Source organism: Actinoplanes sp. NPDC048988, from assembly GCF_043197815.1.
Lineage (GTDB): Bacteria > Actinomycetota > Actinomycetes > Mycobacteriales > Micromonosporaceae > Actinoplanes.
This window is the reverse complement of sequence record NZ_JBICTW010000002.1, coordinates 532284-556211: the sequence shown is the minus strand read 5'-3', so window position 1 is coordinate 556211 and position 23928 is coordinate 532284. Positions and strand designations below refer to the sequence as shown.

Annotated in this window: 27 protein-coding genes and 1 tRNA gene; 26 read left to right on the top strand and 2 right to left on the bottom strand. The window is 70.3% G+C overall.

The features are described from left to right. Nucleotide 1 precedes the first annotated feature (1 nt). The 3 genes from ACGFJ7_RS09665 to ACGFJ7_RS09655 all read left to right on the top strand — a co-directional run bounded on the left by ACGFJ7_RS09665 (nucleotide 2) and on the right by ACGFJ7_RS09655 (nucleotide 2906). Nucleotides 2-343 carry a hypothetical protein gene (locus tag ACGFJ7_RS09665; protein WP_392641803.1) on the top strand — a complete coding sequence of 114 codons (342 nt, stop codon included), beginning with the start codon at nucleotides 2-4 and terminating at the stop codon, nucleotides 341-343. A gap of 102 nt (nucleotides 344-445) precedes the next feature. After that, the gene (locus ACGFJ7_RS09660; protein ID WP_392641801.1) at nucleotides 446-1708 is read left to right on the top strand and encodes an RICIN domain-containing protein; all 1263 of its coding nucleotides are present in this window, start codon (nucleotides 446-448) and stop codon (nucleotides 1706-1708) included. Nucleotides 1709-1778: 70 nt separating this feature from the next. Continuing rightward, complete coding sequence (locus ACGFJ7_RS09655) at nucleotides 1779-2906, top strand: serine hydrolase domain-containing protein (RefSeq protein ID WP_392641799.1); 1128 nt, start codon at nucleotides 1779-1781, stop codon at nucleotides 2904-2906. Nucleotides 2907-2922: 16 nt separating this feature from the next. On the opposite strand, the gene ACGFJ7_RS09650 is transcribed toward ACGFJ7_RS09655, so the two are convergent. Both ACGFJ7_RS09650 and ACGFJ7_RS09645 read right to left on the bottom strand, forming a co-directional pair. Continuing rightward, nucleotides 2923-3579 carry a hypothetical protein gene (locus tag ACGFJ7_RS09650; protein WP_360245158.1) on the bottom strand — a complete coding sequence of 219 codons (657 nt, stop codon included), beginning with the start codon at nucleotides 3577-3579 and terminating at the stop codon, nucleotides 2923-2925. Between the two features lie 38 nt (nucleotides 3580-3617). Next, on the bottom strand, nucleotides 3618-4238 hold the full coding sequence (locus tag ACGFJ7_RS09645) for a PilZ domain-containing protein (RefSeq protein WP_360245155.1): 621 nt from the start codon (nucleotides 4236-4238) through the stop codon (nucleotides 3618-3620). 155 nt (nucleotides 4239-4393) lie between these two features. On the opposite strand from ACGFJ7_RS09645, the gene eno reads away from it, so the two are divergent. The 23 genes from eno to ACGFJ7_RS09530 all read left to right on the top strand — a co-directional run bounded on the left by eno (nucleotide 4394) and on the right by ACGFJ7_RS09530 (nucleotide 23917). Then, entirely contained in the window at nucleotides 4394-5677 is a 1284-nt protein-coding gene (gene eno / locus ACGFJ7_RS09640; RefSeq protein ID WP_360245152.1) for a phosphopyruvate hydratase, read from the top strand. A 98-nt stretch (nucleotides 5678-5775) separates the two neighbouring features. After that, nucleotides 5776-6324 (top strand): septum formation initiator family protein, encoded by a 549-nt coding sequence (locus ACGFJ7_RS09635; RefSeq protein WP_392641796.1) that lies wholly within the window; start codon nucleotides 5776-5778, stop codon nucleotides 6322-6324. A 1-nt stretch (nucleotide 6325) separates the two neighbouring features. After that, nucleotides 6326-6853 (top strand): DUF501 domain-containing protein, encoded by a 528-nt coding sequence (locus ACGFJ7_RS09630; RefSeq protein WP_392641794.1) that lies wholly within the window; start codon nucleotides 6326-6328, stop codon nucleotides 6851-6853. A 1-nt stretch (nucleotide 6854) separates the two neighbouring features. Then, nucleotides 6855-7349: an amino-acid N-acetyltransferase gene (locus ACGFJ7_RS09625; RefSeq protein WP_360245143.1), complete on the top strand. Its 495-nt coding sequence runs from the start codon at nucleotides 6855-6857 to the stop codon at nucleotides 7347-7349. Continuing rightward, a complete protein-coding gene (locus ACGFJ7_RS09620; protein ID WP_360245140.1) occupies nucleotides 7346-8254 on the top strand; it encodes a Ppx/GppA phosphatase family protein in 909 nt (302 codons plus the stop codon). Before ACGFJ7_RS09625 ends, ACGFJ7_RS09620 begins: the two co-directional genes overlap by 4 nt. After that, complete coding sequence (gene nadE, locus ACGFJ7_RS09615; RefSeq protein ID WP_360245137.1) at nucleotides 8251-9075, top strand: ammonia-dependent NAD(+) synthetase; 825 nt, start codon at nucleotides 8251-8253, stop codon at nucleotides 9073-9075. The genes ACGFJ7_RS09620 and nadE overlap by 4 nt, the downstream gene beginning before the upstream one ends. 33 nt (nucleotides 9076-9108) lie before the next feature. After that, complete coding sequence (locus ACGFJ7_RS09610) at nucleotides 9109-9438, top strand: PadR family transcriptional regulator (protein ID WP_360245134.1); 330 nt, start codon at nucleotides 9109-9111, stop codon at nucleotides 9436-9438. After that, entirely contained in the window at nucleotides 9435-10487 is a 1053-nt protein-coding gene (locus tag ACGFJ7_RS09605) for an HAAS signaling domain-containing protein (RefSeq protein WP_392641791.1), read from the top strand. Before ACGFJ7_RS09610 ends, ACGFJ7_RS09605 begins: the two co-directional genes overlap by 4 nt. A 99-nt stretch (nucleotides 10488-10586) precedes the next feature. Continuing rightward, nucleotides 10587-11489, top strand: a complete 903-nt coding sequence (locus tag ACGFJ7_RS09600) for a hypothetical protein (protein WP_392641789.1) — start codon at nucleotides 10587-10589, stop codon at nucleotides 11487-11489. Between the two features lie 57 nt (nucleotides 11490-11546). Continuing rightward, entirely contained in the window at nucleotides 11547-12284 is a 738-nt protein-coding gene (locus ACGFJ7_RS09595) for a uracil-DNA glycosylase (RefSeq protein WP_392641787.1), read from the top strand. Between the two features lie 12 nt (nucleotides 12285-12296). Next, nucleotides 12297-12998: a DUF4129 domain-containing protein gene (locus tag ACGFJ7_RS09590; RefSeq protein WP_360245122.1), complete on the top strand. Its 702-nt coding sequence runs from the start codon at nucleotides 12297-12299 to the stop codon at nucleotides 12996-12998. Further along, nucleotides 12995-13579 carry a hypothetical protein gene (locus ACGFJ7_RS09585; protein ID WP_360245119.1) on the top strand — a complete coding sequence of 195 codons (585 nt, stop codon included), beginning with the start codon at nucleotides 12995-12997 and terminating at the stop codon, nucleotides 13577-13579. Before ACGFJ7_RS09590 ends, ACGFJ7_RS09585 begins: the two co-directional genes overlap by 4 nt. Before the next feature lie 14 nt (nucleotides 13580-13593). Beyond that, on the top strand, nucleotides 13594-14592 hold the full coding sequence (locus ACGFJ7_RS09580; protein WP_360245116.1) for a MoxR family ATPase: 999 nt from the start codon (nucleotides 13594-13596) through the stop codon (nucleotides 14590-14592). Between the two features lie 11 nt (nucleotides 14593-14603). Then, entirely contained in the window at nucleotides 14604-15935 is a 1332-nt protein-coding gene (locus ACGFJ7_RS09575) for a DUF58 domain-containing protein (RefSeq protein WP_392641986.1), read from the top strand. Nucleotide 15936: 1 nt separating this feature from the next. Continuing rightward, on the top strand, nucleotides 15937-16500 hold the full coding sequence (locus ACGFJ7_RS09570) for a hypothetical protein (RefSeq protein ID WP_392641784.1): 564 nt from the start codon (nucleotides 15937-15939) through the stop codon (nucleotides 16498-16500). Nucleotides 16501-16598: 98 nt separating this feature from the next. Next, complete coding sequence (locus ACGFJ7_RS09565) at nucleotides 16599-17957, top strand: NAD(P)/FAD-dependent oxidoreductase (protein WP_360245107.1); 1359 nt, start codon at nucleotides 16599-16601, stop codon at nucleotides 17955-17957. A 54-nt stretch (nucleotides 17958-18011) separates the two neighbouring features. Continuing rightward, nucleotides 18012-18095, top strand: a tRNA-Leu gene (locus ACGFJ7_RS09560). A gap of 228 nt (nucleotides 18096-18323) precedes the next feature. After that, nucleotides 18324-18833: a DUF1778 domain-containing protein gene (locus tag ACGFJ7_RS09555; protein WP_360245104.1), complete on the top strand. Its 510-nt coding sequence runs from the start codon at nucleotides 18324-18326 to the stop codon at nucleotides 18831-18833. Nucleotides 18834-18882: 49 nt separating this feature from the next. Then, nucleotides 18883-19722 carry a DUF4097 domain-containing protein gene (locus ACGFJ7_RS09550; RefSeq protein WP_392641782.1) on the top strand — a complete coding sequence of 280 codons (840 nt, stop codon included), beginning with the start codon at nucleotides 18883-18885 and terminating at the stop codon, nucleotides 19720-19722. 15 nt (nucleotides 19723-19737) lie between these two features. Next, a complete protein-coding gene (locus ACGFJ7_RS09545) occupies nucleotides 19738-20505 on the top strand; it encodes an ABC transporter ATP-binding protein (RefSeq protein WP_392641780.1) in 768 nt (255 codons plus the stop codon). Next, nucleotides 20502-21263, top strand: a complete 762-nt coding sequence (locus tag ACGFJ7_RS09540) for an ABC transporter permease (protein ID WP_360245095.1) — start codon at nucleotides 20502-20504, stop codon at nucleotides 21261-21263. Before ACGFJ7_RS09545 ends, ACGFJ7_RS09540 begins: the two co-directional genes overlap by 4 nt. Before the next feature lie 103 nt (nucleotides 21264-21366). Then, nucleotides 21367-22446 carry a S1C family serine protease gene (locus ACGFJ7_RS09535; protein WP_392641778.1) on the top strand — a complete coding sequence of 360 codons (1080 nt, stop codon included), beginning with the start codon at nucleotides 21367-21369 and terminating at the stop codon, nucleotides 22444-22446. A 22-nt stretch (nucleotides 22447-22468) separates the two neighbouring features. Next, complete coding sequence (locus ACGFJ7_RS09530) at nucleotides 22469-23917, top strand: basic amino acid/polyamine antiporter (RefSeq protein ID WP_360245089.1); 1449 nt, start codon at nucleotides 22469-22471, stop codon at nucleotides 23915-23917. Nucleotides 23918-23928: the final 11 nt, after the last annotated feature.

The following is a 23928-nucleotide window of genomic DNA, read 5'->3' as shown; positions in this document are numbered from 1 at the left end:
CGTGAAGGACGAGTGCCGGGCCGCGCTGCGGCGGCTGCGAACCGTGGACTCCCGTCAGCGCCGACTACGCCACCATCGACCACGCGACGAGCAGGATCCCCCGGGTCTGGGCACCTTCACCCGGCACGTCACCTTCGTCGAGCGCGCCACTCACGGTACGAGCGCTTCCGGCGAAGTCCGGCTACCTTCCGTTGGGTGCACCGTCGCAGCCGATGGGCGGGGGAATATCACCTCGATCGACGTGGTCATCACGACCAAGGAGCTGACTTCCCGGCAGGCCATCGCCTTCAGTGACCACCGCCGACCGCTTGTGATCGTCGAGCCGGACGGCGTCGACGAATAGAAAATTACATTAACTATTCCTTGAATCAACCTCTGTCGATGCTTCAGGATGGGTGTCAGCGGCCGCGTCCCCGACATCCCCGAGAACCCTGAGGTATCTGACATGAGTCTGCTCAGACGTGTCCTCATCGCTCTGCTCGCGGCCGCTGCCGTGCTTGTCGTGCCCACCGCGGCCCGGGCGGCGGCGCCGTTCAAGGTGCTCGCGTTCTACAACGGAACGTGGGATGCCGCGCACATCGACTTCGACAAGGAAGCGCGGGAATGGTTCCCGCAGGCCGGCGCCCAGAACGGCTTCACCTGGGAGGCCACCACCGACTGGAGCCGGCTCAGCGCGACCGGCCTGGCCGGCTACAAGGTCGTCATGTTCCTGGACGACGCCCCGCCGGCCGACCGGCGGGCCGCCTTCCAGCAGTACATGCAGAACGGCGGCGCCTGGCTCGGCTTCCACGTCAGCGCCTTCACGACCAACGCCGGCGAGTGGTCCTGGTACTACAACACGTTCCTCGGCTCCGGCAACTTCGCCACCAACACCTGGGGGCCCACCGCCGAGACGCTGCGCATCGACGACCGTACGCACCCCACCACCGCGTCCCTGCCCGCCACCATCCCGTCGTCGGTCAGCGAGTGGTATTCGTGGAGCCGCGACCTGCGCCAGAACCCGGACATCGACATCCTGGCCTCGATCGACGCGTCGAGTTTCCCGGTCGGCACCGATCCCAATCAGCAGTGGCGCTCCGGCTACTATCCGTTGATCTGGTCCAACCGGAACTACAAGATGATCTACACGAACTTCGGGCACAACGGCATGAACTACGAGACCAACACCCGTACGTCCTCGACCTTCGCCAGTCCTCAGCAGAACCAGTGGCTCATCAACAGCATCCTGTGGCTGGCCGGCCAGAGCGGCGGCGGCGAGCCTCCGGCCGAGCAGCCCATCGACCCCGCCGCCTGGTATCCGGTCGTCAACAAGAACAGCGGCAAGTGCGTCGACGCCCGCTCCGCCGGCACGGTCAACGGCACGGCGATTCAGCAGTACGCCTGCAACGCCAGCACTGCCCAGCAGTACCAGTTCACCCCGGCCGACAGCGGCTACGTGCGCATAGCCCACCGTGCCGCCGCCGCCCAGGTCCTCGACGTGACCAATGTGTCCACAGCCGACAATGCCAAGATTCAGACTTGGTCGTACGGCGGTGGAGCGAACCAGCAATGGCAGCCCGTCAGCGAGGGCGGCGGCTACTACCACTTCGTCAACCGCAACAGCGGCAAGTGCCTGGACGTCCCCGCCGCCTCCCAGGCCGACAGCGTCCAGCTCGTCCAGTACGCCTGCAACGGCACCGCCGCCCAGAGCTTCCGCCTGACCAGGTAGACGTAGCACCACCAGTCGTCGGGGGGCCTACGGGATAGGGCGGCGTCGATAGCGTTCGTACGGTCGAGTCATGCGTAAACGTCATATGCAGTGGGGTGTCGCCACCGCCCTGGTGGCGACCCTCGTCGCCGGAGCCGCCGCCCCGGCCGCCGCCGCGAGGGGAAACCACCGGCTTCAGTCCGCCGCCGACGATCTGCACCGGATCGGCATCACGGGGGTGCAGGCCCTCAGCCGGGCCGGCGGCGACACCGACCGCGCCCGGGCCGGCGACGCGCCGGCCGACGGCTACTTCCGGATGGGCAGCAACACCAAGACCTTCGTCGCGGTGGTCGTGCTCCAGCTGGCCGCCGAACACCGCCTCGCCCTCGACGACACGGTCGACCGCTGGCTGCCGGGCGTGGTCACCGGCAACGGCAACGACGGCCGCCGCATCACCGTCCGGCAGCTGTTGCAGCACACCAGCGGCCTCTACAACTACACGAACGATCTGGCCGGCCTGGACTCGTACGAGGGCTATCTGGCGCACCGCCTCGACCACTACGGCCAGGCCGATCTGGTCGCCGTCGCGATGAAGCACGAGCCCGTCTTCGCCCCCGGCACGAGCTGGGACTACTCCAACACCAACTACATCCTGGCCGGCATGATCGTGGAGAGGGTCACCGGCCGTACGTGGTCGTCGGAAGTCCACCGGCGCATCGTCGGCCCGCTGAACCTGCGGCACACCTTCTACCCCGGCGACCGGGCCACCCTGCCGTCCCCGCACGCCACGGCCTACCAGCAGTGGACCCCCGGCGGCCCGCGGCACGACACGACAGTGCTGAACCCGACCGTGGCCGCCTCGGCCGGCGGCCTCGTCACCACCCCCGCCGACCTGGCCCGTTTCTGGCAGGCCCTGCAGCAGGGCCGCCTGCTGCCCCCACGCCAGATGGCCGAGATGCACCGTACGGTCCCCGCCGAGACGTGGCAGGACGGCACCCGCTACGGCCTGGGCATCGAGTTCACCCCCAACCGCTGCGGCGGCTACTGGTCCCACGGCGGTGACGTCCCCGGCTCCCACACCGCCAACGCCGTAAGCCGTACCGGCACCCGTGTGGTGGTGCTCTCGCTGACCACCCAGCCCGCTTCCGACGAGACGGCCCAGGCCGTCCAGCAGCGAACCACCCGCCTCATCGACGACGTGCTCTGCGCCCCGAACTGATCACCGCGGCCGGGCGTCAGCGGTCGGCGGTGAGCCTGGCCTTGGGCGGGACGGCGAAGGCGGTGGCGTCGGTGTCGTCGGTCAGGGAGGTCAGGGTGATGTCGGCCTTTTTGCCGGCGATCGTGGCGGCGAAGCTGGCCAGGGCTCCCTCGTTTGTCACGCACAGGTCGAAGGCGCTGGTGGGGGTGCCCGACACCTCCTTGAGGGACAGGCAGGTGGCGTGGCGGCCGGCGATGGTCGTGTCGCGCTGGGTGGAGACGACCTCGGGGTCGAGGGCGGCCGTGGTCAGCATCGACTGGGCGGCCTCGGGGGTCACCAGGGCACCGGTCAGGGTGGCCGCCGCGGCCGGGTCGGGCGCCGACCTCGTACAGGAAACGCCTTGGCATCTGATCGTCGCCGTCGGGGTGACGATGAGGCGGCCGCCCGGATAGACGTAGGAGGAGCGCGAGGGCTCCTGGGTGATCGTCGCCGTGTCGCCGCCGGTCAGGTGGTAGGTCGCCGTGTAGGTCAGGGTGTCGCCGGCCGCGAGCTGGGCCGCCGTTTCCGAGATCAGGTCGTCTCGGGTGGGGCCGGCCGCGCTCGCCTCGTCGAGGCCGGTGCAGGCGGTCGTGCCGAGCAGCAGGGCGCCGGCGGCGAGCAGGCCGGCGACGGTAAGGCGCGGAACATCAGGCACGACTGACACCTTGGCCTACGCGCGCAACCCGCCGCAAATCAGTATTGGGCGCGGGCCCGCAGCTGGGCCTGCAAAATGTATCGACGGACGATTGTGGCCTGATGCTCGCCGATTTCCGGGAAAATCGCCACCAATTCCACCTGAAGCGGCCCCCGGGCCGGCACCTGCTGACGCATGGAGCTGACCTTGGTGGCCTGGGCCGGAATGACGACGATCTCGTCGTCCAGCTGGATGCGGAGCGTCACCTCGTCGCCGGGGCGGACCGTGACGTCGGTGAAGCGGGCCCGTACGGAGTGCTCACTCAGGTCGTGCACCTGGCCCTGCGCCGGCTCCTGGCCCTCCAGCAGCAGCACGATCGGCTCCCCGCCGCCGCCGCGCACGTAGTCGCGGCTCTGCTCGATCGCCGGCTCGCCCGAGAAGCGCAGGTCCACCCGGTTTCCGTCGATCGCCATCACCTGGGCGGACAGCGCGTAGCGACCGCGCGGAGCCGCCGCCCAGCGCAGCGTGACCGTCGAGTGGGCCGGCGGGAGGTCGGCCACCGCCAGGGACAGTGTGATCACCGTCCCCGCCGACTGCACGACGCGGACTTCGGGCATCGTTTCGCCGAAGGAGGTCATCTCCACGTACGACCCGTCGGCGGGAAGCAGGGGTGCGCTCATAGTGCCGGTGTCATCGGCAGGCCGGGCGGCGACCTTAGCCTTTTCACCCACCGCGCGTACGCCCGCCATCCGGGCTCGATACGCTCATTGCCGTGGTCGGCCGCAGGGTCGCGGTCGGTGAACGGCAGCGTTACACAAAGGGAGCGACACGACACATGGCCACCATTGAAGCGATCGTCGCCCGCGAGATCCTGGACTCCCGGGGCAACCCGACCGTCGAGGTCGAGGTCGGGCTCGACGACGGCACGGTCGGCCGCGCCGCGGTCCCCTCGGGCGCCTCCACGGGCGCGTTCGAGGCGATCGAGCTGCGCGACGGCGACAAGGGCCGCTACCTCGGCAAGGGTGTCGAGAAGGCCGTCGCCAACGTCGAAGACAAGATCGCCGACGAGCTCCTCGGCTACGAGGCGAGCGAGCAGCGGCTGATCGACCAGAAGATGCTCGACCTGGACGGCACGGCCGACAAGTCCGAGCTGGGCGCGAACGCGATCCTCGGCGTGTCGCTCGCGGTGGCCAAGGCCGCCGCGCTCTCCGCCGAGCTTCCCCTGTTCCGCTACGTGGGCGGGCCCAACGCGGCCGTCCTGCCGGTGCCGATGATGAACATCCTCAACGGCGGCGCCCACGCCGACTCGAACGTCGACGTGCAGGAGTTCATGATCGCGCCGATCGGGGCGCCGACGTTCCGCGAGGCGCTGCGCACCGGCGCCGAGGTCTACCACGCTCTCAAGTCGGTCCTGAAGAAGAAGGGCCTCTCGACCGGCCTGGGCGACGAGGGCGGCTTCGCGCCGAACCTGCCGTCCAACGCGTCCGCGCTCGACCTGATCGCCGAGGCCGTGCAGGCCGCCGGCTTCTCGCTGGGCACCGACATCGTGCTGGCCATGGACGTCGCGGCGACCGAGTTCTACAAGGACGGGTCGTACGTCTTCGAGGGCAACCCGAAGTCGACCGACGAGATGATCGCCTACTACGCCAAGCTCGCCGCCGACTACCCGATCGTCTCGATCGAGGACCCGCTGTCGGAGGAGGACTGGGCCGGCTGGAGCGCGATGACCTCCGAGCTCGGCAGCAAGATCCAGATCGTCGGCGACGACCTGTTCGTGACCAACCCGACCCGCATCGGCCGGGGCATCGCCGAGGGCGCGGCCAACTCGGTGCTCGTCAAGGTCAACCAGATCGGCTCGCTCACCGAGACGCTCGACGCGGTCGACCTGGCCCACCGGGCCGGCTTCACGACCATGATGAGCCACCGCTCGGGCGAGACCGAGGACACCACGATCGCCGACCTGGCCGTCGCGGTGGGCAGCGGCCAGATCAAGACCGGCGCGCCGGCCCGTTCCGACCGCGTCGCCAAGTACAACCAGCTCCTGCGCATCGAGGAGCAGCTGGAGAGTGCGGCCCGGTACGCCGGTGCGGGCGCGTTCCCGCGTTACCGCACGGCGTGACGAACGCCCGCTAGATCATGGAGTTGTGGCGCCCGCTTTGCGGGGCATAGGTTTCTCCGAGCGGGCGCCACAAACCCACAGCCGAGCGGGGGAGCAGGGTGACGACACAGCGACGAGCACCGAGCGGTCAGGGCCCGGCCCGCCGCCCCGGTTCGGCGCGCGTGCGGACCACCGGCTCCACCCGTATCCAGCGCAACCGGCCGTCGGCCTCCCGGCGCACGGTCACGGTCAGCCGGGGCACCACGAAACGGACGGTGGCGCCGCGCCCGCGCGCGCTCACCGGCCGGGCCACGGTGCTGATCATCGTGCTGATCGCGCTGGCCCTGGCGTACACCTATCCCTTGCGGGTCTACCTCGCGCAACGGTCGCAGATCGAGCAGCTCGAGGCCGATCAGGCCACCCAGCGCGAAAAGATCGCACAGACGTCGCAAGAGCTCCAGAAATGGAACGACCCGGAGTATGTGCGGGCCCAGGCCCGCGAGAAGCTTTTCTATGTACGGCCGGGGGAGACGCCCCTGCTCGTGCTGAACGACCCGGCCGGCGCCGCCGCCGAGGCCGGGCAGAAAGATCCGGCGGCCGCATCCGGCCCCTGGTACGACACCATGTGGAACAGCGTTCGAGCCGCTGACGCGGAGTCTTCTGAATAACATGACTGAGCTTCCCCGCAGCGGAAAACAGAATGAAAAACCGTTGGAAGACGATCTCGATATTGTTGAGGCCCAATTGGGCCGCCGTCCCCGGGGCACCCGTGCCATCGCGCACCGCTGCCCGTGCGGAAATCCCGACGTCGTCGAGACGTCGCCCCGCCTGGAGGACGGCACCCCCTTCCCCACGTTGTACTACCTGACCTGCCCGCACGCCACCGCCGCGTGCAGCCGGCTGGAGTCGGCCGGGGTCATGCGCGACATGCAGGAGCGCCTGTCGACCGACCCCGAGCTCGCCGAGCAGTACCGGAAGGCGGCGGAGGACTACGTGACCCGCCGCAAGGCGATCCAGGACGTGCCCGAGATCGCCCACGTCGCCGCCGGCGGCATGCCCGATCGGGTGAAATGCCTGCATGTGCACCTCGGTCACGCGCTGGCCGTGGGCCGCGGCATCAACCCGTTCGGTGACGAGGTGCGCGACGCGGTGGAGCCGTGGTGGGCCGACGGGCCCTGTGTACGCAAGGATTCCTAGCGTGGAGATCCGGCGCGCGAGGACCAAGGACGTGCGGGCCATCCGCGATCTCGTCGACACCTATACGACCGATCGCCGGCTGCTGAGCAAGGCGACGGTCACCCTGTACGAGTCGGTCCAGGAGTTCTGGGTCGCCGTCGACGACCGTGACCGGGTGTACGGCTGCGGCGCCCTGCACGTGATGTGGGAGGACCTGGCCGAGATCCGCACGGTCGCGGTCGACCCGTCGGCCCGGGGGCAGAAGATCGGCCGCCGGATCGTGGAGCGGCTGCTCGACGTGGCCCGCGAGGTCGGCGTGGCCCGCGTCTTCTGCCTCACGTTCGAGACCAGCTTCTTCGGCTCGTTCGGGTTCACCGAGATCGACGGCGCCCCCGTGCCGCACGCCGTCTATGAGCAACTGCTGCGGTCGTACGACGAGGGTGTGGCCGAATTCCTCGATCTGGAACGGGTCAAGCCGAACACGTTGGGAAACACGAGAATGCTGCTGCACCTATGAGAGTCGCGGCGATCGACTGCGGGACGAACTCGATCCGCCTGCTCATCGCGGACGTGGCCGGCGGTGGCCTGACCGACGTCACGCGCCAGATGGAGATCGTCCGGCTCGGCGAGGGCGTCGACCGGACGGGCCGGCTGTCGGACGCGGCCATCGCCCGTACCCGCAAAGCTCTTGTGGGTTATGCCGCCGAGATCGAGGCGCACGATGTGGCGAAGGTGCGCATGTGCGCGACCTCGGCGTCGCGGGACGCCGACAACGCGCGGGAGTTCCGCGACATGGTCCGCGGCGTGCTCGGCGTCGACCCCGAGGTGATCAGCGGCGACGAGGAGGCGCGGCTGTCGTTCGCCGGCGCCGTGGCCGGGCTGTCGGCCGAGCCGCCCTACCTGATCGTCGACATCGGCGGTGGCTCGACCGAGTTCGTCACGGGCAGTACCGACGTCGACCGGGCCATCTCGATGGACATCGGCTGCGTCCGCATGACGGAGCGTCACCTGCACGGGGATCCGCCGGCCGCCGCCGAGATCGACGCGGCCGAACGGGACATCCGGGCCGCCGTCGACGTCGCACTCGCCGCGGTGCCCGGCCAGGAGGCGAAGACGCTGGTCGGGCTGGCCGGGACGGTCACGACCGTCGTCGCTCTGGCCGAGGGCCTCGGGTCGTACGACCCCTCCCGCATCCACCACGCCCGAGTCACCTACGAGCAGGTAGCGGCGGTCACCTCCGAAATCCTGGCCATGTCCGTGGCCGAACGGCGGTCACTGCCCGTGATGCATCCGGGCCGGGCCGACGTGATCGGTGGCGGTGCGCTGATCCTGCGCATCATCATGGAACGCGCCGGGCAGACCTCGGTGATCGCCTCCGAACACGACATTCTCGACGGGATCGCCTACAAACTGGTGGGATGACCAACCTTCGACAGCAGATCGTCGCCGAACTCGGCGTCAAGCCGTCCATCGACCCGGCGGCCGAGATCCGGCAGCGGATCGATTTCCTCAAGGACTACCTGCGGTCGACCCCGGCCCGGGGTTTCGTGCTCGGCATCAGCGGCGGCCAGGACAGCACCCTGGCCGGCAAGCTGTGCCAGACGGCCGCGGCCGAGTTGCGGGCCGAGGGGCACGACGCGACGTTCGTGGCCGTCCGGCTCCCGTACGGCGTGCAGGCCGACGAGGACGACGCGCAGATCGCGCTGCGCTTCATCGAACCCGACCGGTCGATCGCGGTGAACGTCAAGCCCAGTTCGGACGCGGTGGCGGCCGAGACCGCGGCGGGCCTGGGCGAGCCGGTGCGCGACTTCGTCCGGGGCAACATCAAGGCCCGCGAGCGCATGGTGATCCAGTACTCGGTCGCCGGCCAGCTGAACATGCTGGTCGTCGGCACCGACCACGCGGCCGAGGCGGTCACCGGCTTCTTCACCAAGTACGGCGACGGCGGCGTGGACGTCACGCCGCTGACCGGCCTGACCAAGCGCCAGGGGGCTGCCCTGCTGCGTCATCTGGACGCGCCGGCCTCGTGCTGGCAGAAGGTGCCGACCGCCGATCTCGAGGACGACCGGCCGGCCCTGCCGGACGAGGAGGCGCTCGGTGTCCGCTATGCCGACATCGACGACTACCTCGAGGGCGCTGACGTGTCCGCCGCGGTGGTGGACCGTGTCGAGTCCTTGTTTCTCGCGACCCGCCACAAGCGGGCGGTGCCGGTGACGCCGCTCGATGCGTGGTGGCGTTCTTGACGGTATTTCGCAGTGCGCAGTACTGTGCACCGCGTGGATACCACCCAGCTCCTCAAGGGCGTGCTGGATCTGGCCGTCCTCGCCGCGCTGCGCGACGAGGACGGCTACGGCTACGACATCCTGCGCCGGCTCCGGGCCGCCGGCCTCGACGACGTCGGTGACGCCTCGGTCTACGGCACGCTGCGGCGGCTGTTCGCGGCCGGATTCCTGACCACGTACGTGGTGCCCAGCGACGAGGGCCCCCACCGCAAGTACTACGGGATGAACGCCGCCGGCCGGGCCGAGCTGGAACGGTCGGCCAAGGTATGGAACGGCTTCGCGTCCACCATGGACGATCTTCTTCGCGAGCGGGGAGCGGCGTGAACATCACCGAGCAGGACGAGATTGCCGAGTACGTGGCCGGGGTCCGGCAGGCGCTGGCCGACCTGCCCGACGCGACCCGCGACGAGCTCCTCGAGGACCTTCCGGAACACCTGGCCGAGGTGCGGGCCGAGGGCACGGGCACGCTGACCGAGCGGCTGGGCACCCCGGCGGCGTACGCGGCCGAGCTGCGCGCCACGGCCGGTTTCGTCGGCGGCTTCCCCGACCCGCCGCGCGGCGCCTGGGTGACGGCGGCCGAGATCCGGGCCAAGGTGATGCCGGTCCTCGACCGAGCCGACGTGAAGGTCGGCCCGCTGATCGGCTACCCGAGGGCCAGCGAGTTCCTGACCCTGCTGCGCCCGGCCTGGTGGGTGCTGCGCGGCTACCTGGTGGCGATGGCCCTGGCCATGATCCTCGACAGCAGCGGCGGCAGTCCCGGCCTGCTGCCCCGGGTCGGCGGCAGCAACGTCATCGCGCTGATGCTGCTGGCGGTCGGCGTGGCGGGCTCGATCCTGCTGGGCAAGAGGGGCGTCCAGCTGTCGCAATGGCCGCGGTGGGCACTCTATTCGGGGACGACCGTCCTGGTGATTTTCGGCCTGGCCGGCTTCACCGCGGCCGACAACGGCGTTCGTGGCCCCGGCTTCAGCGACGTGTCCAGCTACCAGGAGAGCAACCCGTACAACACGATCAATGACCTTTTCGTGTACGACGAGAAGGGCACCCTGGTCCCCAACGCGCGCGTCTTCGACCAGAACGGCAACGCGGTCCAGTTCGGCGGCGGCTACTGCACCGACCCGAACACCGGCGAGACCTGGCACACCCGCAACCTGGGCTACCCGTACTGCCCGCAGGACGCGCCCTTCGGCCCGGCCCCGTCCGCCGACCCCCGCCCGAGCTTCCTGGAGAACGGCGAGCCGGCCCCCGCCGATCCCAGCCCCACCGGCCCCAGCGCCACGGACCCCAGCCCCGGCCGGACGCCTGCCGCCGCCCCGGCGCCGTCCGGCGCCTCGGCCTCGCCCACCCCTGCTCCGAGCAGCCGAAGCCCCCGATGAAAGCTGGGTAACGGGGTCGCGTCGGGTCCCGGCCGATCGTTAGGGTCCCTCTGCGATCGGTCGACCCCCTCGACCGGCCCCCGGAAAGGAACCACCCCAGTGAGCAACCCCGTCCCGCCGTTCGGCGGCGACTACCCGCCGCCCGGCCCGGGCCAGCCCGGCTACCCGCCACCCCGGAACCACCCCGGTTACCCGCCGGCCGCCGCGCAGGGCCAGCCCGGCTACCCGCCGGCCGCCGCGCAGGGCCAGCCCGGCTACCCGCCGGCCGCCGCGCAGGGCCAGCCGGGTTACCCGCCGGCCGCCGCGCAGGGCCAGCCGGGTTACCCGCCCGCCGCCGCCCAGGGCCAGCCGAGTTACCCGCCGGCCGGTGCTCAACGCCAGCCCGGGTACCCGCCCGCCGGCGGCCAGCACGGCTACGCCCCCGCAGGGCAGCCCGCCTACGCCCCGGACGGAACCCAGCCCGGCTACCAGCCAGCCGGCTACCAGCCAGCCGGCTACCCGCCGCCCGGTGGCCAGCCCGGCTACCCGCCGGCCGGGGGCCAGCCCGGTTTTCCGCCGCCCAACGCCGGTGGCTACCCGCCGCCGAACGCCGGTGAAGCCCCGCCGCCCCTCACTCCCGTCCCGGTCGAGAAGAAGCGCGGCGCCGGCAAGCTCATCCTCCGGATCGGCCTGGCGCTCGTCGCCGTCGTCGTCTTCGGCATCATCAAGGGCGGCATCGTCTCCGCCCTTTTCGGCGGCGACGACGCCAAGGAAGCCAAGGCCGGCGACTGCGTCTCCGCCGACACCGACATTCCCGAGGACAAGACCGAGCGCACCCGCGCCGACGTGGTCGACTGTGCCTCCTCCGACGCTGCCTACTCGGTGGTGGCCCGCGTCGACGGCGAGAGCGACCCCAAGTCCACCTCCTGCGACAAGTTCTTCAAGGAGGGCGAGCGCTTCCTGGTCCTGGGCAGCCGCGAGGACGGCGGCTACCTGCTCTGCCTGCGTCCCGCCAAGGCCTGACACCGCCGGCGGCCACCCCGGGTGCGGCGGCCGCGCGGCGGATGCTGTGCTGGGTGGGTGAGTAACGCGCGTACTAGGGAAGACGTTGTGCGGTGTGCGGCGGGGGCCGCGTCTCTCGACGTGCTCGATGAGGAGATCTCGGACTGTTTCGCCTGTCCGCGGCTGGTGGCCTGGCGGGAGGAAGTGGCCGCCACCAAGCGTGCGTCCTTCCGGAGCTGGGACTACTGGGGGCGGCCGGTCCCGGGCTTCGGCAACGCCGACGCCGAGATCGCGATTCTCGGGCTGGCGCCGGCCGCGCACGGCGGAAACCGGACGGGGCGGATCTTCACGGGGGACCGGTCGGGGGATGTGCTCTTCGCGGCTCTGCACCGGGCGGGGCTGGCCAATCAGCCGACCAGCGTGTCCATTGACGACGGGCTGGCCCTGCGGCATCTGCGGATCTTCTCCGCGGTGCGTTGTGCACCTCCGGACAACAAACCGCTTCCCGACGAAAGGGACACCTGCGCGCCGTGGGCCGAGCGGGAGTTGAGCCTGATTCGGCCGACCCTGCGGGTCGTGGTGGCGCTCGGTGCTTTCGCCTGGCAGGCGTGGTGGCCTGCGATGAGGGCGGTCTACGGCGTACGGCCGCCGGTGCCCCGGCCGAAGTTCGGGCACGGGGCGCATGTCAGCCTGCCGGGAGTGCCCGACTTGCTGGGGTGCTTCCACGTGTCTCAGCAGAACACGTTCACCGGTAAGCTCACCCCGGCCATGCTGGACGACGTCTTCGCGCGTGCCAAAGAGCTGGCCGGTTTGTGATGGAGACAAGACGTGGATCTCGCTGCGGTGCGTCGCTGGTGGCCTCTGGCCGCCGTCCTCGTGCTGCTCTTCGTGACCTCGCTGGCCGCCACCCGCAGTGAGGCCCAGCTCGACGAGATCGTGCGTGACGAACCGGTCGGTGACCAGCCGATCCTGCCCACCACGGTGCCGTCGGCCCAGGCGACCACGCCGCCCGAGCCGGAGCCGGCGCGCGGGCTGCCCGACTGGGTGGGCACGGTCGCCCTGGTCGTCTTCGGGGTCATCGCCGCCGTCCTCGTCGGACTGGTTGTCTACGCGCTGATCCGCGATCGTCGTACGAAAAAGGGAAAAAACCCGAAAAGCCGCAAGCGCGCGAAGGGCCAGCCGGGTACGGCCGAGGAACTTGTCGCTGCTCTCGACGCCGGCCTGGAGGAGCTGTCCGACACCGACCGCGACCCCCGCCGCGCCGTGATCGCGTGCTGGGTACGCCTGGAGCAGGCCGCCGCGGCCGCCGGCACCCCGCGGCATCCCGGCGACAGCCCCACCGACCTGGTCGGCCGCCTTCTCAACGAGCAGCAGGTCGACGCCGCCGTGCTGGCCGCTCTCCTCGAGGTCTACCGCGAGGCCCGCTACGCCACGCACACCGTCGACGACCGGATGCGCCGGCAGGCCCGCGAGGCCCTGCAACGCCTGCGCGCGGACCTGGGCGCCCCGTCGGAGGTGGCGGCCCGATGATGCCCGACGGCAGCCTGGACGATCTCTTCGGCTACCGCGAGGAGCCGGCGGCGGCCGAGGAGCAGACGCCGGTCGAGAAGCGGCGGTCGCTGCTCTCCTGGATCCTCGTCAACCTCGTCGTCGTCACCCTGCTCACCGTCGTCATCGTGGCCGCGCTCCGGTCGTCCGACGTCGACATCTCCGTCGTCTTCGTGGTGACCGCGCTGGTCGCGCTCCGCCTCGTCGTGCTCGCCGTCCAATGGGTCCAGGCCCCGGCCCTCCCCAAGCGCTCCGGACGCGGCCGCGGGTCCGGCGACCGCGCCGGCCGGGACGCTCTGCGGGCCGCCGTCCGGCGGTGGGAGCAGACCCTGGAAAGGGCGCACGACGACCCGGATCTCTACTCGCGTAACGTTCTGCCGGTGCTGGCCGAGCTCACCGACGAGCGGCTGCGGCTGCGACACGGGATCACCCGTCAATCGGACCCGCGGCGCGCCCGTGAACTGCTCGGCGATCCGCTCTGGGCGGCGCTGCACGACCGCGGCCGCCGCGCGCCCAAGACGCGGGAGCTGGAGAGCTACGTCGACGCCCTGGAAAAACTGTGACGAGAGGTGCCCCGGTGACCGAGACAGGCGTGCAGGCCCTTCCCCCGTACGAGGTGGGCAGACTGGCCAATGCCGTCCTCGACTCGGTCGGCAGCGTCGTGGTCGGCAAGCGTGACTCGCTGGAGCTGGTCCTGGCCGGCATCCTGGCCGGCGGCCACGTCCTGCTGGAGGATCTGCCCGGTCTCGGCAAGACGCTGACCGCCCGCTGTTTCGCCCAGTCGCTGGGTCTCGACTTCCGCCGGCTCCAGTTCACCCCCGACCTGCTGCCGGCCGACGTCACCGGCTCTTTCCTGTACGACCAGCGCAAGGGCGACTTCGCCTTCCGGGCCGGCCCGGTGTTCACCAACATGCTGCTGGCCGACGAGATCAACCGGACGCCGCCCAAGACCCAGGCCGCCCTGCTCGAGGCCATGCAGGAGAAGCAGGTCTCCGTCGAGGGCGTCACCTACCGCCTCGACCCACCGTTCCACGTTCTCGCCACGGCCAACCCGATCGAGTACGAGGGCACCTACCCGCTTCCCGAGGCGCAGCTCGACCGCTTCCTGCTGCGCGTCTCGTTCGGCTACCCCACCGCCGAGGAGGAGTGGGACGTTCTGCAGCGCCGCATGTCCCGCCGGCAGGAGGAGGCCTTCCTGACGCCGGTCGTCGACTCCGCCACCCTGCAGTCGATGCAGGCCGCCTGCGAGTCGATCGCCGTCGAGGACTCGATCGGCCGGTACATCGTGGCGTTGACCGCCGCCACCCGCGAGCACGCCTCCGTTCTGGTCGGCTCCTCGCCGCGTGGCTCGCTGGCCCTGCTGTTGCTGGCCCGCGCCCGGGCCGCCATGGCCGGCCGTGACTTCGTCGTTCCCGAGGACGTCAAGGACGTCGCCGTCCCGGCCCTCGCCCACCGCATCACGCTGCGCCCGGAGATGTGGCTGCGCCGCGTCGACCCGTCGTTCGTGGTCGACGAGGTTCTGCAGGCCACGCCCGCGCCGGCCAGTGGCGCGCTGCCCACATACACCGCCGGCTGATGGGCCCGCGGCTGCGCAGCGCCGTTCCGCCGCCGTCGCCGGCCGACGTGACGGCCGGTCCGGCCTGGGTGCCGACCCGGGCGCTGGGCCGGGCTGTGCTGCTGACCGGCCTGCTGCTGGTGCTCGGCGTCGCGCTCGGCCGCGTCGACCTGGTGCTGCTGGCCGCCCCGTTCGCGATCGGCGTCGCCGTCGGCCTGCGGCGCATGCCGAAATCCTTCCCCGAGCTGACCGTGCAGTCCGATCAGGAGTATCTGGTCGAGGGCGGCCAGGTCGAGGCGTCGGTGACCGTCAGCAACCCGGACGAGATCTCGTACGACCTGGTCGTGGTCCGGGTCCGCACCTCACGCTGGCTGAAGCTGGAGGAGTCGGACCGGCCGTTCGCGATCACCGTGGGCGCCGACGGCTGGGCCGCCGTCGAGTTGAGCGGTGAGGCCCGGCGCTGGGGCCGGCAGGATGTCGGCCCGGCCGCGGCCCGGGTCGCCACCTGCGGCGGCCTGCTCGCCTGCCGCCCGGTGATCACCCAGGGCAGCGACGTGCGGGTCTACCCGGTGACCGAGCCGTTCAACGCCATCGAGGCCATGCCGGCCGCCGCCGGACTCGTCGGCAACCACCGGTCGCGCCGGCCCGGCGAGGGCGGCGAGCTGGCCGGGGTGCGCCCGTTCGCCCCGGGCGACCGGTTGCGCCGCATCGACTGGCGCGTCTCGCTGCGTACGCGGGACCTGCATGTCGCCTCGACCCTCTCCGACCGTGACGCCGAGGTCGTCCTTCTCCTCGACGTGCTGGGCGAGGTGGGCCTCTCCGGTGGCGTCGGTGGCAGCGCCTCGGTGCTGGACACGACCGTCCGCGCCTCGGCCGCGATCGCCGAACACTATCTTCAGCGCGGCGACCGCGTCTCCCTGCTCGAGTACGGTGCCGCCGCCCGCCGGCTGCGCCCGGCCACCGGCCGGCGTCAATATCTGACGGTGCTGGAGTGGCTGCTCGACGTGCGCCCGGACCCGATGGAGGCGCACGAGCACGACTTCGGCGCCCACCACGTCTCCCCGGACGCGCTGGTCATGGTCTTGACCCCGCTGATCGACCCGCGGTCGGCCGACATGCTGGCCGCGCTGGCCCAGTCCGGCCGCTATGTCGTCGCGGTCGACACGCTGCCCGCCGGCGCCGCCCCCGAGGTCCGCGACCAGTGGACCCCGCTGGCCACCCGGCTGTGGCGCGTCGAGCGGGAGAACGTCCTCGGCCGCCTGCGCGAGCACGGCGTGCCGGTCGTCGCCTGGGCCGGCGCCGGCAGCCTCGACCTGGTGCTGCGGGACGTCTCCCGCCTCGCCTCGGCGCCCCGGGGGCACTGACATGTTCACCCTGTTCGCCCGCAAGCTGGCCGGCGCCAAGACCGTGCTGACCCGGGCCACCATCCTGCCGTTCCTGGTGCGGTGCGGCATCGCGCTCTGCGGTCTGGTCGCGATGGCCGTCGCCTGGCCGCAGGCGATGCTCGGCTCGCAGTTCTTCGTGCCGCTGGCTCTGGTCGCGATCTACCCGGCGGTGGCGCCGCGCGGCCGGGGTGCCACCTTCGCCGCGCTGGCCGTCGTGGCCGGCTGGCTGGTCGACACCGTGATGGAGGACGCGGCCGTCTCGCTGTGGCGGGTGCTGACCATCGCCACGGCCCTCTATCTTGGACATTCACTGACGGCTTTGGCGGCCGTTCTGCCGTACGACGCGGTCGTCAATGTCGACGTCGTCGGTGTCTGGTTGGCGCGGGCGCTTACTGTGGTGCTTATCTCGGCCGTACTGACAGTAGCCATTCTGGGACTCACCGCTGATTTGGCGGGAAGCGCGTTTTTGGTGGCTACTCTGGTCGGATTGGTTGGTGCCGCGGGTGCCACGCTCCTCATAGCACGCCTCGTTCGTCGCGTGTAAATGTCCTCGAAATATGTGCGTCACAGCACTTGACATACGGACTTGGGATAGATCACACCGAGAGGCGTTGCGAGCCGCGAAGAGCGACAATATAAGGCGTGAATCCGCAGCGCATTGTCGTCGTAGGGGCAGGTCACGTCGGGCTCTATGCCGCCCTGCGTCTGTCGAAGAAGCTCAGCCGCCGCAAGGCTGAGATCGTCGTCATCGACCCCCAGCCCCACATGACGTATCAGCCGTTCCTGCCCGAGGCAGCGGCCGGCAACATCGAGCCGCGGCACAGTGTTGTGCCGCTCCGCCGCGAGCTCAAGAAGTGCCGCGTCATCGTCGGCGAGGTCACCAAGGTCGAGCACGCGCGCAAGACGGTCACCGTCCAGCCCATCGAGGGCCCGGCCACCGAGATGGAGTACGACCACATCATCGTGGCGCCCGGCTCGGTCTCGCGGACCCTTCCGATCCCCGGCCTCAGCGAGCGCGGTATCGGCTTCAAGACCATCGGCGAAGCCATCTACCTGCGCAACCACGTCATGGACCAGCTCGATGTCGCGGCCGTGACGCCCGATCCCGAGATCCGCAAGGCGGCCCTGAGCTTCGTCTTCGTCGGTGGCGGCTTCGCCGGCGTCGAGGCCATGGCCGAGATGGAGGACGTCGTCCGCGACGCCCTCAAGTACTACCCCGAGCTCGACCAGAAAGAGGTCAAGTTCGTCCTGGTCGAGGCCAGCAACCGGATCCTGCCCGAGGTCGGCGCCAAGATGGGCGCGTACGCGGCCCGTCAGCTGGCCAAGCGCGACATCTCGATCCGCCTCGAGACGTTCCTGAAGTCCTGCGTCGACGGCAACATCGAGCTGTCCGACGGCGACAAGTTCCGCGCCGAGACGGTGGTCTGGACCGCGGGCGTGAAGCCGTCGCCCATGCTCGACGTCACCGACCTGCCGCGCGGTCCCAAGGGCCACGTCAACTGCCTGCCCACGCTTCAGGTGGCCGACGACGAGGGCAACGTCCTCGACGGCGCCTGGTCGGCCGGCGACTGCGCCCAGGTCCCCGACCTGACCAACCCCGGTGGCTGGTGCTCGCCGAGCGCCCAGCACGCGGTCCGCCAGGCCAAGGTGCTCGCCGACAACATCAAGGCGGTCGTCCTGGGCGGCTTGCCCAAGGAGTACCGCCACAAGTACGTCGGCTCCGTCGCCGGCCTCGGCCTCTACAAGGGCGTGGCGCACGTCTACGGCATCAAGGTCCGTGGCCTTCCCGCCTGGTTCATGCACCGCTCGTACCACATGAGCCGGATCCCCTCGTTCAACCGCAAGGTCCGGGTCATCGCCGACTGGACGCTGGCCTTCGTGCTCCGCCGCGAGACCATCGCCCTCGGCCAGCTGCATCACCCGCGCGAGGAGTTCCTCGAGGTCACGCCGCCGGTCCGCAAGCCGGAGGAGCGCGAGACGGTGAGCGCCGGCACCCACTGAGGTAATCTCCGTTTCCGCCACCCGGCCGGCAACCGATACGGTGTCTCCAGTGCCGCCCGGGTGGTGGAATGGCAGACACGGCCGCCTTAAAAGCGGCTGCCTCGCGCAGGCGTGCGGGTTCGAGACCCGCCCCGGGCACACAGTTCGTTGAAAAGACGCCGCAGGCTTCGGTCCGCGGCGTCTTTTTCATAGGTACGTCTTCTCCTCGAGCCCAGAAGCACAACGCTCGCCCCCAGAAGCTCATCGCGGCGTTTCCGCAGCTCAAGGCCATAGCGCGTCTCTCGCGCCACTGCATGGTGCCACGCTGGCACACTGATGGTGCCAAAGCTCTTGTGAGCGGTGCCATGTGTGTGCCACCATGGTGCCATGGACTTGACCTCGTATGTGAACAACCTCGGCCGTGAGTTCGCCACGCTGGCCGAGGCCGGCGGCGAGGAGTCGCGTGCGCTGGTCGAGCGCCTGACCGGCTCCCTCGAGTCGGCGATCCGCATGACCCTGCTCGAGGCGCTGTCCGGCGCCGCCGACGAGATCACCCGTGACCTGGCGCCCGGCTCGGTCGAGCTGCGCCTTCGCGGCCGCGACCCCGAGTTCGTGGTGAGCGCGGCGCCCACCACGGCCGACCACACCGTGGAGAACGCCACCGAGAGCGACCTCCCGTTCGCCGAGGACGGCCCGGCCGCCCGCATCAACGTCCGTATGCCCGAGCCGCTCAAGGCCGCCATCGAGGAGGCCGCGGCCAAGGAGGGCCGCTCGGTCAACGCCTGGCTCGTCCGGGCCGCCGCCGCCGCCCTGCAGCAGCCCGACCGGGCCCAGCGGCCCGAGCCCCGCGACGGCGGCAAGCGAGCCGCGCAGCGTTTCACCGGATGGGTCCGCTAACCCTCTGACCTGCTAGAACGCCTCACTGACTCAGGAAGCGGGGACAACCATGCCTATTTTCGACACTCCCGAATCGATCAGTGTCACTCTCGACTACTACGTCGGCGACGTGCGGATCATCGCGAGCGACCGCGCCGACACCGTCGTCGAGGTCCGCCCGAACGACGAGCACGACGAGTCCGATGTGCAGGCGGCCCAGCAGCTCAAGGTCGACTACAGCAACGGCCAGCTCCGGGTGACCGGCCCCAAGCGCACCTTCGACTTCTCCAAGAAGTCCAAGGCGGTCGCCGTCGACATCGAGGTGCCCAGCGGCTCGCGGCTCGACGCCCACCTCGTGATGGGCGCCTTCCACGTCACCGGCCGGCTCGGCGACACCCGGATCAGGAGTACCGGCGACATGCGGCTCGAGCAGACCGGCTCGCTGCGCCTGCACACCGGATTCGGGAACATCACCGTCGACCGCGTGCTCGGTGACGCCGAGGTCTCCACCGGCTCCGGCGACATCCAGCTGGGCGAGGTCGAGGGCGCCGCCGTGCTCAAGAACGCCAACGGCGACACCGCGATCGACGTCGTCACCGGCGACGTACGGGTCAAGAACGCCAACGGCGACATCGACATCGAGCGGGCCGGCTCCGGCGCCGAGGTGAAGACGGCCAACGGCAAGATCCGGCTCGGTGAGGTGGTCCGCGGCTCGATCACCCTCGGCACCGCCGCCGGCGCCCTCGACATCGGCATCGCCGAGGGAACCGCCGCCTGGCTCGAGGTCACCACCGGCTTCGGCCAGGTCCTCAACTCGATGGAGCAGACCTCAAGTCCGGGCGAGGCCACCGAGACCGTCGAGGTCCGCGGCCGCACCGGCTTCGGCGACATCCTCATCCACCGCTCCTGAAGGGTATTGGCGACCATGGACGGACAGAACCCCGCGATCCGGGTGCACGGACTCCGCAAGTCGTACAAGGACGTCGAGGTGCTCAAGGGCGTCGACCTCGAGGTGGCCCGGGGAAGCATCTTCGCGCTGCTCGGGTCCAACGGCGCCGGCAAGACCACGACCGTACGGATCCTGGCCACGCTCCTGAAAGCGGACGACGGCACCGCCGTCGTCAACGGCTTCGACGTCGCCACCGAGGCACAGCGGGTGCGCGAGTCGATCAGCCTGACCGGGCAGTTCGCCGCGGTCGACGAGATCCTCACCGGCCGCGAGAACATCGTCATGATCGCCCGGCTGCGGCGGGTCGACGACCCGGGCAAGGTCGCCGACGGCCTGCTCGAGCGCTTCGGGCTGACCGAGGCGGGCGGGCGCCGGGTCGGCACCTACTCCGGCGGCATGCGGCGGCGGCTCGACATCGCGATGAGCCTGATCGGCGACCCGCCGATCATCTTCCTGGACGAGCCGACCACCGGCCTCGACCCGGAGGCCCGCATCGAGGTGTGGAAGGTGATCGAGAAACTGGCCGACGGCGGCACGACGGTCCTGCTCACCACCCAATATCTGGACGAGGCGGAGAAGCTGGCCGGCCGGATCGCGATCCTGCACCGGGGCCGCATCATCGTCGACGGCACCCTGGCCGAGCTCCGCAAGCTGCTCCCGCCGACCAAGGTCGAGTACGTGGAGCGCCAGCCCACCCTGGAAGAGATCTTCCTGGCCATCGTCGGAGAGAAGGGTCAGTCGTGACCACGCACGTCCTGAGCGACACCAACGTCATGCTCGGCCGCTCGATGCGGCACATCACCCGCAGCCTCGACACGATCATCACCGTCACGATCATGCCGATCGCGTTCCTGCTGCTGTTCCGCTACGTGTTCGGTGGCGCCATCCAGGCGAACACCGACAACTACACCAACTACCTGATGCCCGGTGTGCTGCTGATCGCCATCGCCAGCGGCATCTCGTACACCGGCTTCCGCCTCTTCAACGACCTTCAGGGCGGCATCTTCGAGCGGTTCAACTCGATGCCGATCGCCCGCTCCTCGGTGTTGTGGGGTCACGTACTCACGTCGCTGGTCTCGAACGCACTTTCCTGTGCCCTGATTGTCCTCATTGGACTGGGTATCGGTTTCCGCTCCTCGGCCGGCGTGCTGGCCTGGCTCGCCGTGATCGGCATCCTGCTGCTGTTCACCCTGGCCCTGACCTGGATCGCGGTGCTGGCCGGCCTGTCCGCCTCCTCACCCGACGGCGCCTCGGCCTTCTCGTACCCGATCGTCTTCCTGCCCTTCGTCTCCTCGGCCTTCGTGCCGACCGACACCATGCCGGCCCCGGTCAAGGCGTTCGCCGAGAACCAGCCGGTCACCTCGATCGTCAACTCGATCCGGGCCCTGCTCGACCAGCAGCCGGTCGGCCACGACATCTGGATCGCCCTGGCCTGGTGCGCCGGCATCACCGTCGTCGCCTACGCGTTCGCCATGCGGGCCTACCAGCGCAAGATCTCCTGACCCGGGCCTCGTCTCACCGGCGGATCATCCCATTCGGGGTGATCCGCCGGTTCATCCGTTCCGGGTGACGCTCCCCGGATCGACGGCTACCTACGTTGGCTGCATGCGACTCACGCCGGGACGTCTGGTCGCCGGGGCAGTGGCCTTGGCGCTGCTGTCGGGGATCACCGGCGGTCTGCTCGGCGCGGCCGCGTCCGGTTCGGACGGCGACGGCCGTCCGGCCGCGGCCGCCGCCGGCGTGACCGGCTGCGACGTGACCCAGGTGGCCGCCACCGTCTTCCCGTCCCTGGTCACGGTCAATGTGCGGCGCGGGGCCACCGGCGGCCTCGGCTCCGGATCGGTGCTCGACCGGGACGGGAACATCCTCACCAACGACCACGTGATCGCCCCGGCCTTCGGAGCCGGTACCACCCCCGCCACCATCACCGTCGACTTCGCCCGCGGCGCCTCCGAAGTTCCGGCGACCGTGGTCGGCCGAGACCCCGCCACCGACCTCGCGGTGCTGCGGGTGGACCCGGCCGCGGCCACCCTCACCCCGATCGCGATCGGCGACTCCTCAGCCGTTGTCGTCGGTCAGCCGGTGGTCGCGGCCGGCTCCCCGCTCGGCCTGAACAGCACCATCACAGCCGGCGTGGTCAGCGCGCTCAACCGCTGGATCGACGTCGGCCAGGGCGCCGAACCGGCCGCCCTGGTCAACGCCGTGCAGACCGACGCCGCGGTCAACCAGGGCAACAGCGGCGGTCCGCTCACCGACTGCGCGGGCCGGCAGGTCGGCGTCAACTCGGCCGGCGCCCAGCCGCCCGAGGGCGGTGGCGGCAGCATCGGCCTCAACTTCGCCATCCCGATCGACTTCGCCGTCTCGGTGGCCGAGCAGCTCATCGCCGGCAAGAAGGCCACCCACCCGGTCATCGGCGTCATGTCGGTGAGCGTGACCGACGAGATCGCCCGGGCCACCGGCCTGCCCCGCGGCGCCCTGGTCGAGCAGGTCGTGCCCGGTTTCGGCGCCGCCCGGGCCGGTCTGCGCACCGGCGACGTGATCACGCAGATCGGCGGCACCGCGGTGAACGGCACCGACCAGATGCTCGTCGCGATCCGCACCCACAAGCCCGGCGACACGGTCGACGTCCGCTTCAGCCGCGGCGGCGCCGCCCAGAACGCCCAGGTACCGGTGACCGAACCCTGATCCGCGGGAGGAAGGCGACGACGTGACCGGAACCGGCACCACCACGACCACCGCGTCCACGGCCCAGAAGCTCACCCTGGCCACGATGACCATGATGGTCATCGGCGGCATGGTCGGCGCCGGTGTCTTCTCGCTGCCCCGGCGCTTCGCCCAGGAGACCGGCGTCTACGGCGCGATCATCGCGTGGGCCATCGCGGGCACCGGCATGCTCATGCTGGCCTTCGTCTTCCAGACCCTCGCCCTGCGCAAACCGGAGCTGGACGCCGGGGTCTACGCGTACGCCAAAGCGGGCTTCGGCGAATACCTGGGCTTCTTCTCCGCCTTCGGCTACTGGGCCAGCGCCTGCGTCGGCAACGTGACGTACTGGGTGCTGATCATGTCGACCGTCGGCACGATCTGGCCGGCCATGGGCGACGGCGACACCCTGCTCGCGGTCACCGTCTCCACGGCCGGGATCTGGCTGTTCTTCTACCTGATCCAGCGCGGGGTCAAGGACGCGGCCGCGCTCAACCGGGTCGTCACGGTGGCCAAGGTCGTACCGATCATCGTCTTCGTCCTCATCGCCCTGTTCCTGCTCGACCCCAAGGTGTTCGCCGACAACCTCAGTGGACCGGCCGACTACGGCTCGCTCTTCGAGCAGGTCAAGGGCACGATGCTGGTCACCGTCTTCGTGTTCCTGGGCGTCGAGGGGGCCAGCGTGTACTCCCGGCACGCGAAGCGCCGGCAGGACGTCGGCCGGGCCACCATCCTCGGCTTCCTCGGCGTGTTCGCCATCTTCGCGTCGGTCACCATCGTGTCGTACGGAATCCTGCCCAGCTCCGAGATCGCCGAACTGCGGCAGCCGTCGATGGGCGGGGTGCTCGAGGCGGCCGTCGGCACCTGGGGCAAGGTCTTCGTCAGCGTCGGCCTGATCATCTCGGTGCTCGGCGCCTACCTGGCCTGGACCCTGATGGCGGCCGAGGTCCTGTTCGTGGCGGCCGCCGACGACGACATGCCGCGTTTCCTGCGGCGCACCAAGCGCGGCGACGTGCCGTTCAACGCGCTGCTGCTGACCTCGATCCTGATCCAGGCCGTCCTGATCGTCACCTACTTCTCCGAGGACGCGTTCAACTTCGCCCTCGACCTCACGAGCGCGCTCACCCTGATCCCGTTCCTGCTCGCCGCCGCGTACGCCCTGAAACTGGCCCTGACCCGCGATACCTATGTGGAGCAGCCGCGCGGACACGGGCGCGAGCTCGTGGTCGGGGTGCTCGCCGTGGCGTACACCCTCTTCCTGCTCTTCGCCGCCGGCCCGAAGTTCGTGCTGGTCTCACTGATCATCTATGCCCCGGCCACCCTGCTGTTCATCAAAGCGCGCCGGGAGCAGGGCCGGCAGCTGTTCTCCGGCCGCGAGCTCGTCATCCTGGCCGTCTCGGTCCTCGGCGCCGTCCTCGGCGTCGTGGCGCTCGCGGCGGGCTGGATCTCCATCTAACTCACCAGGGA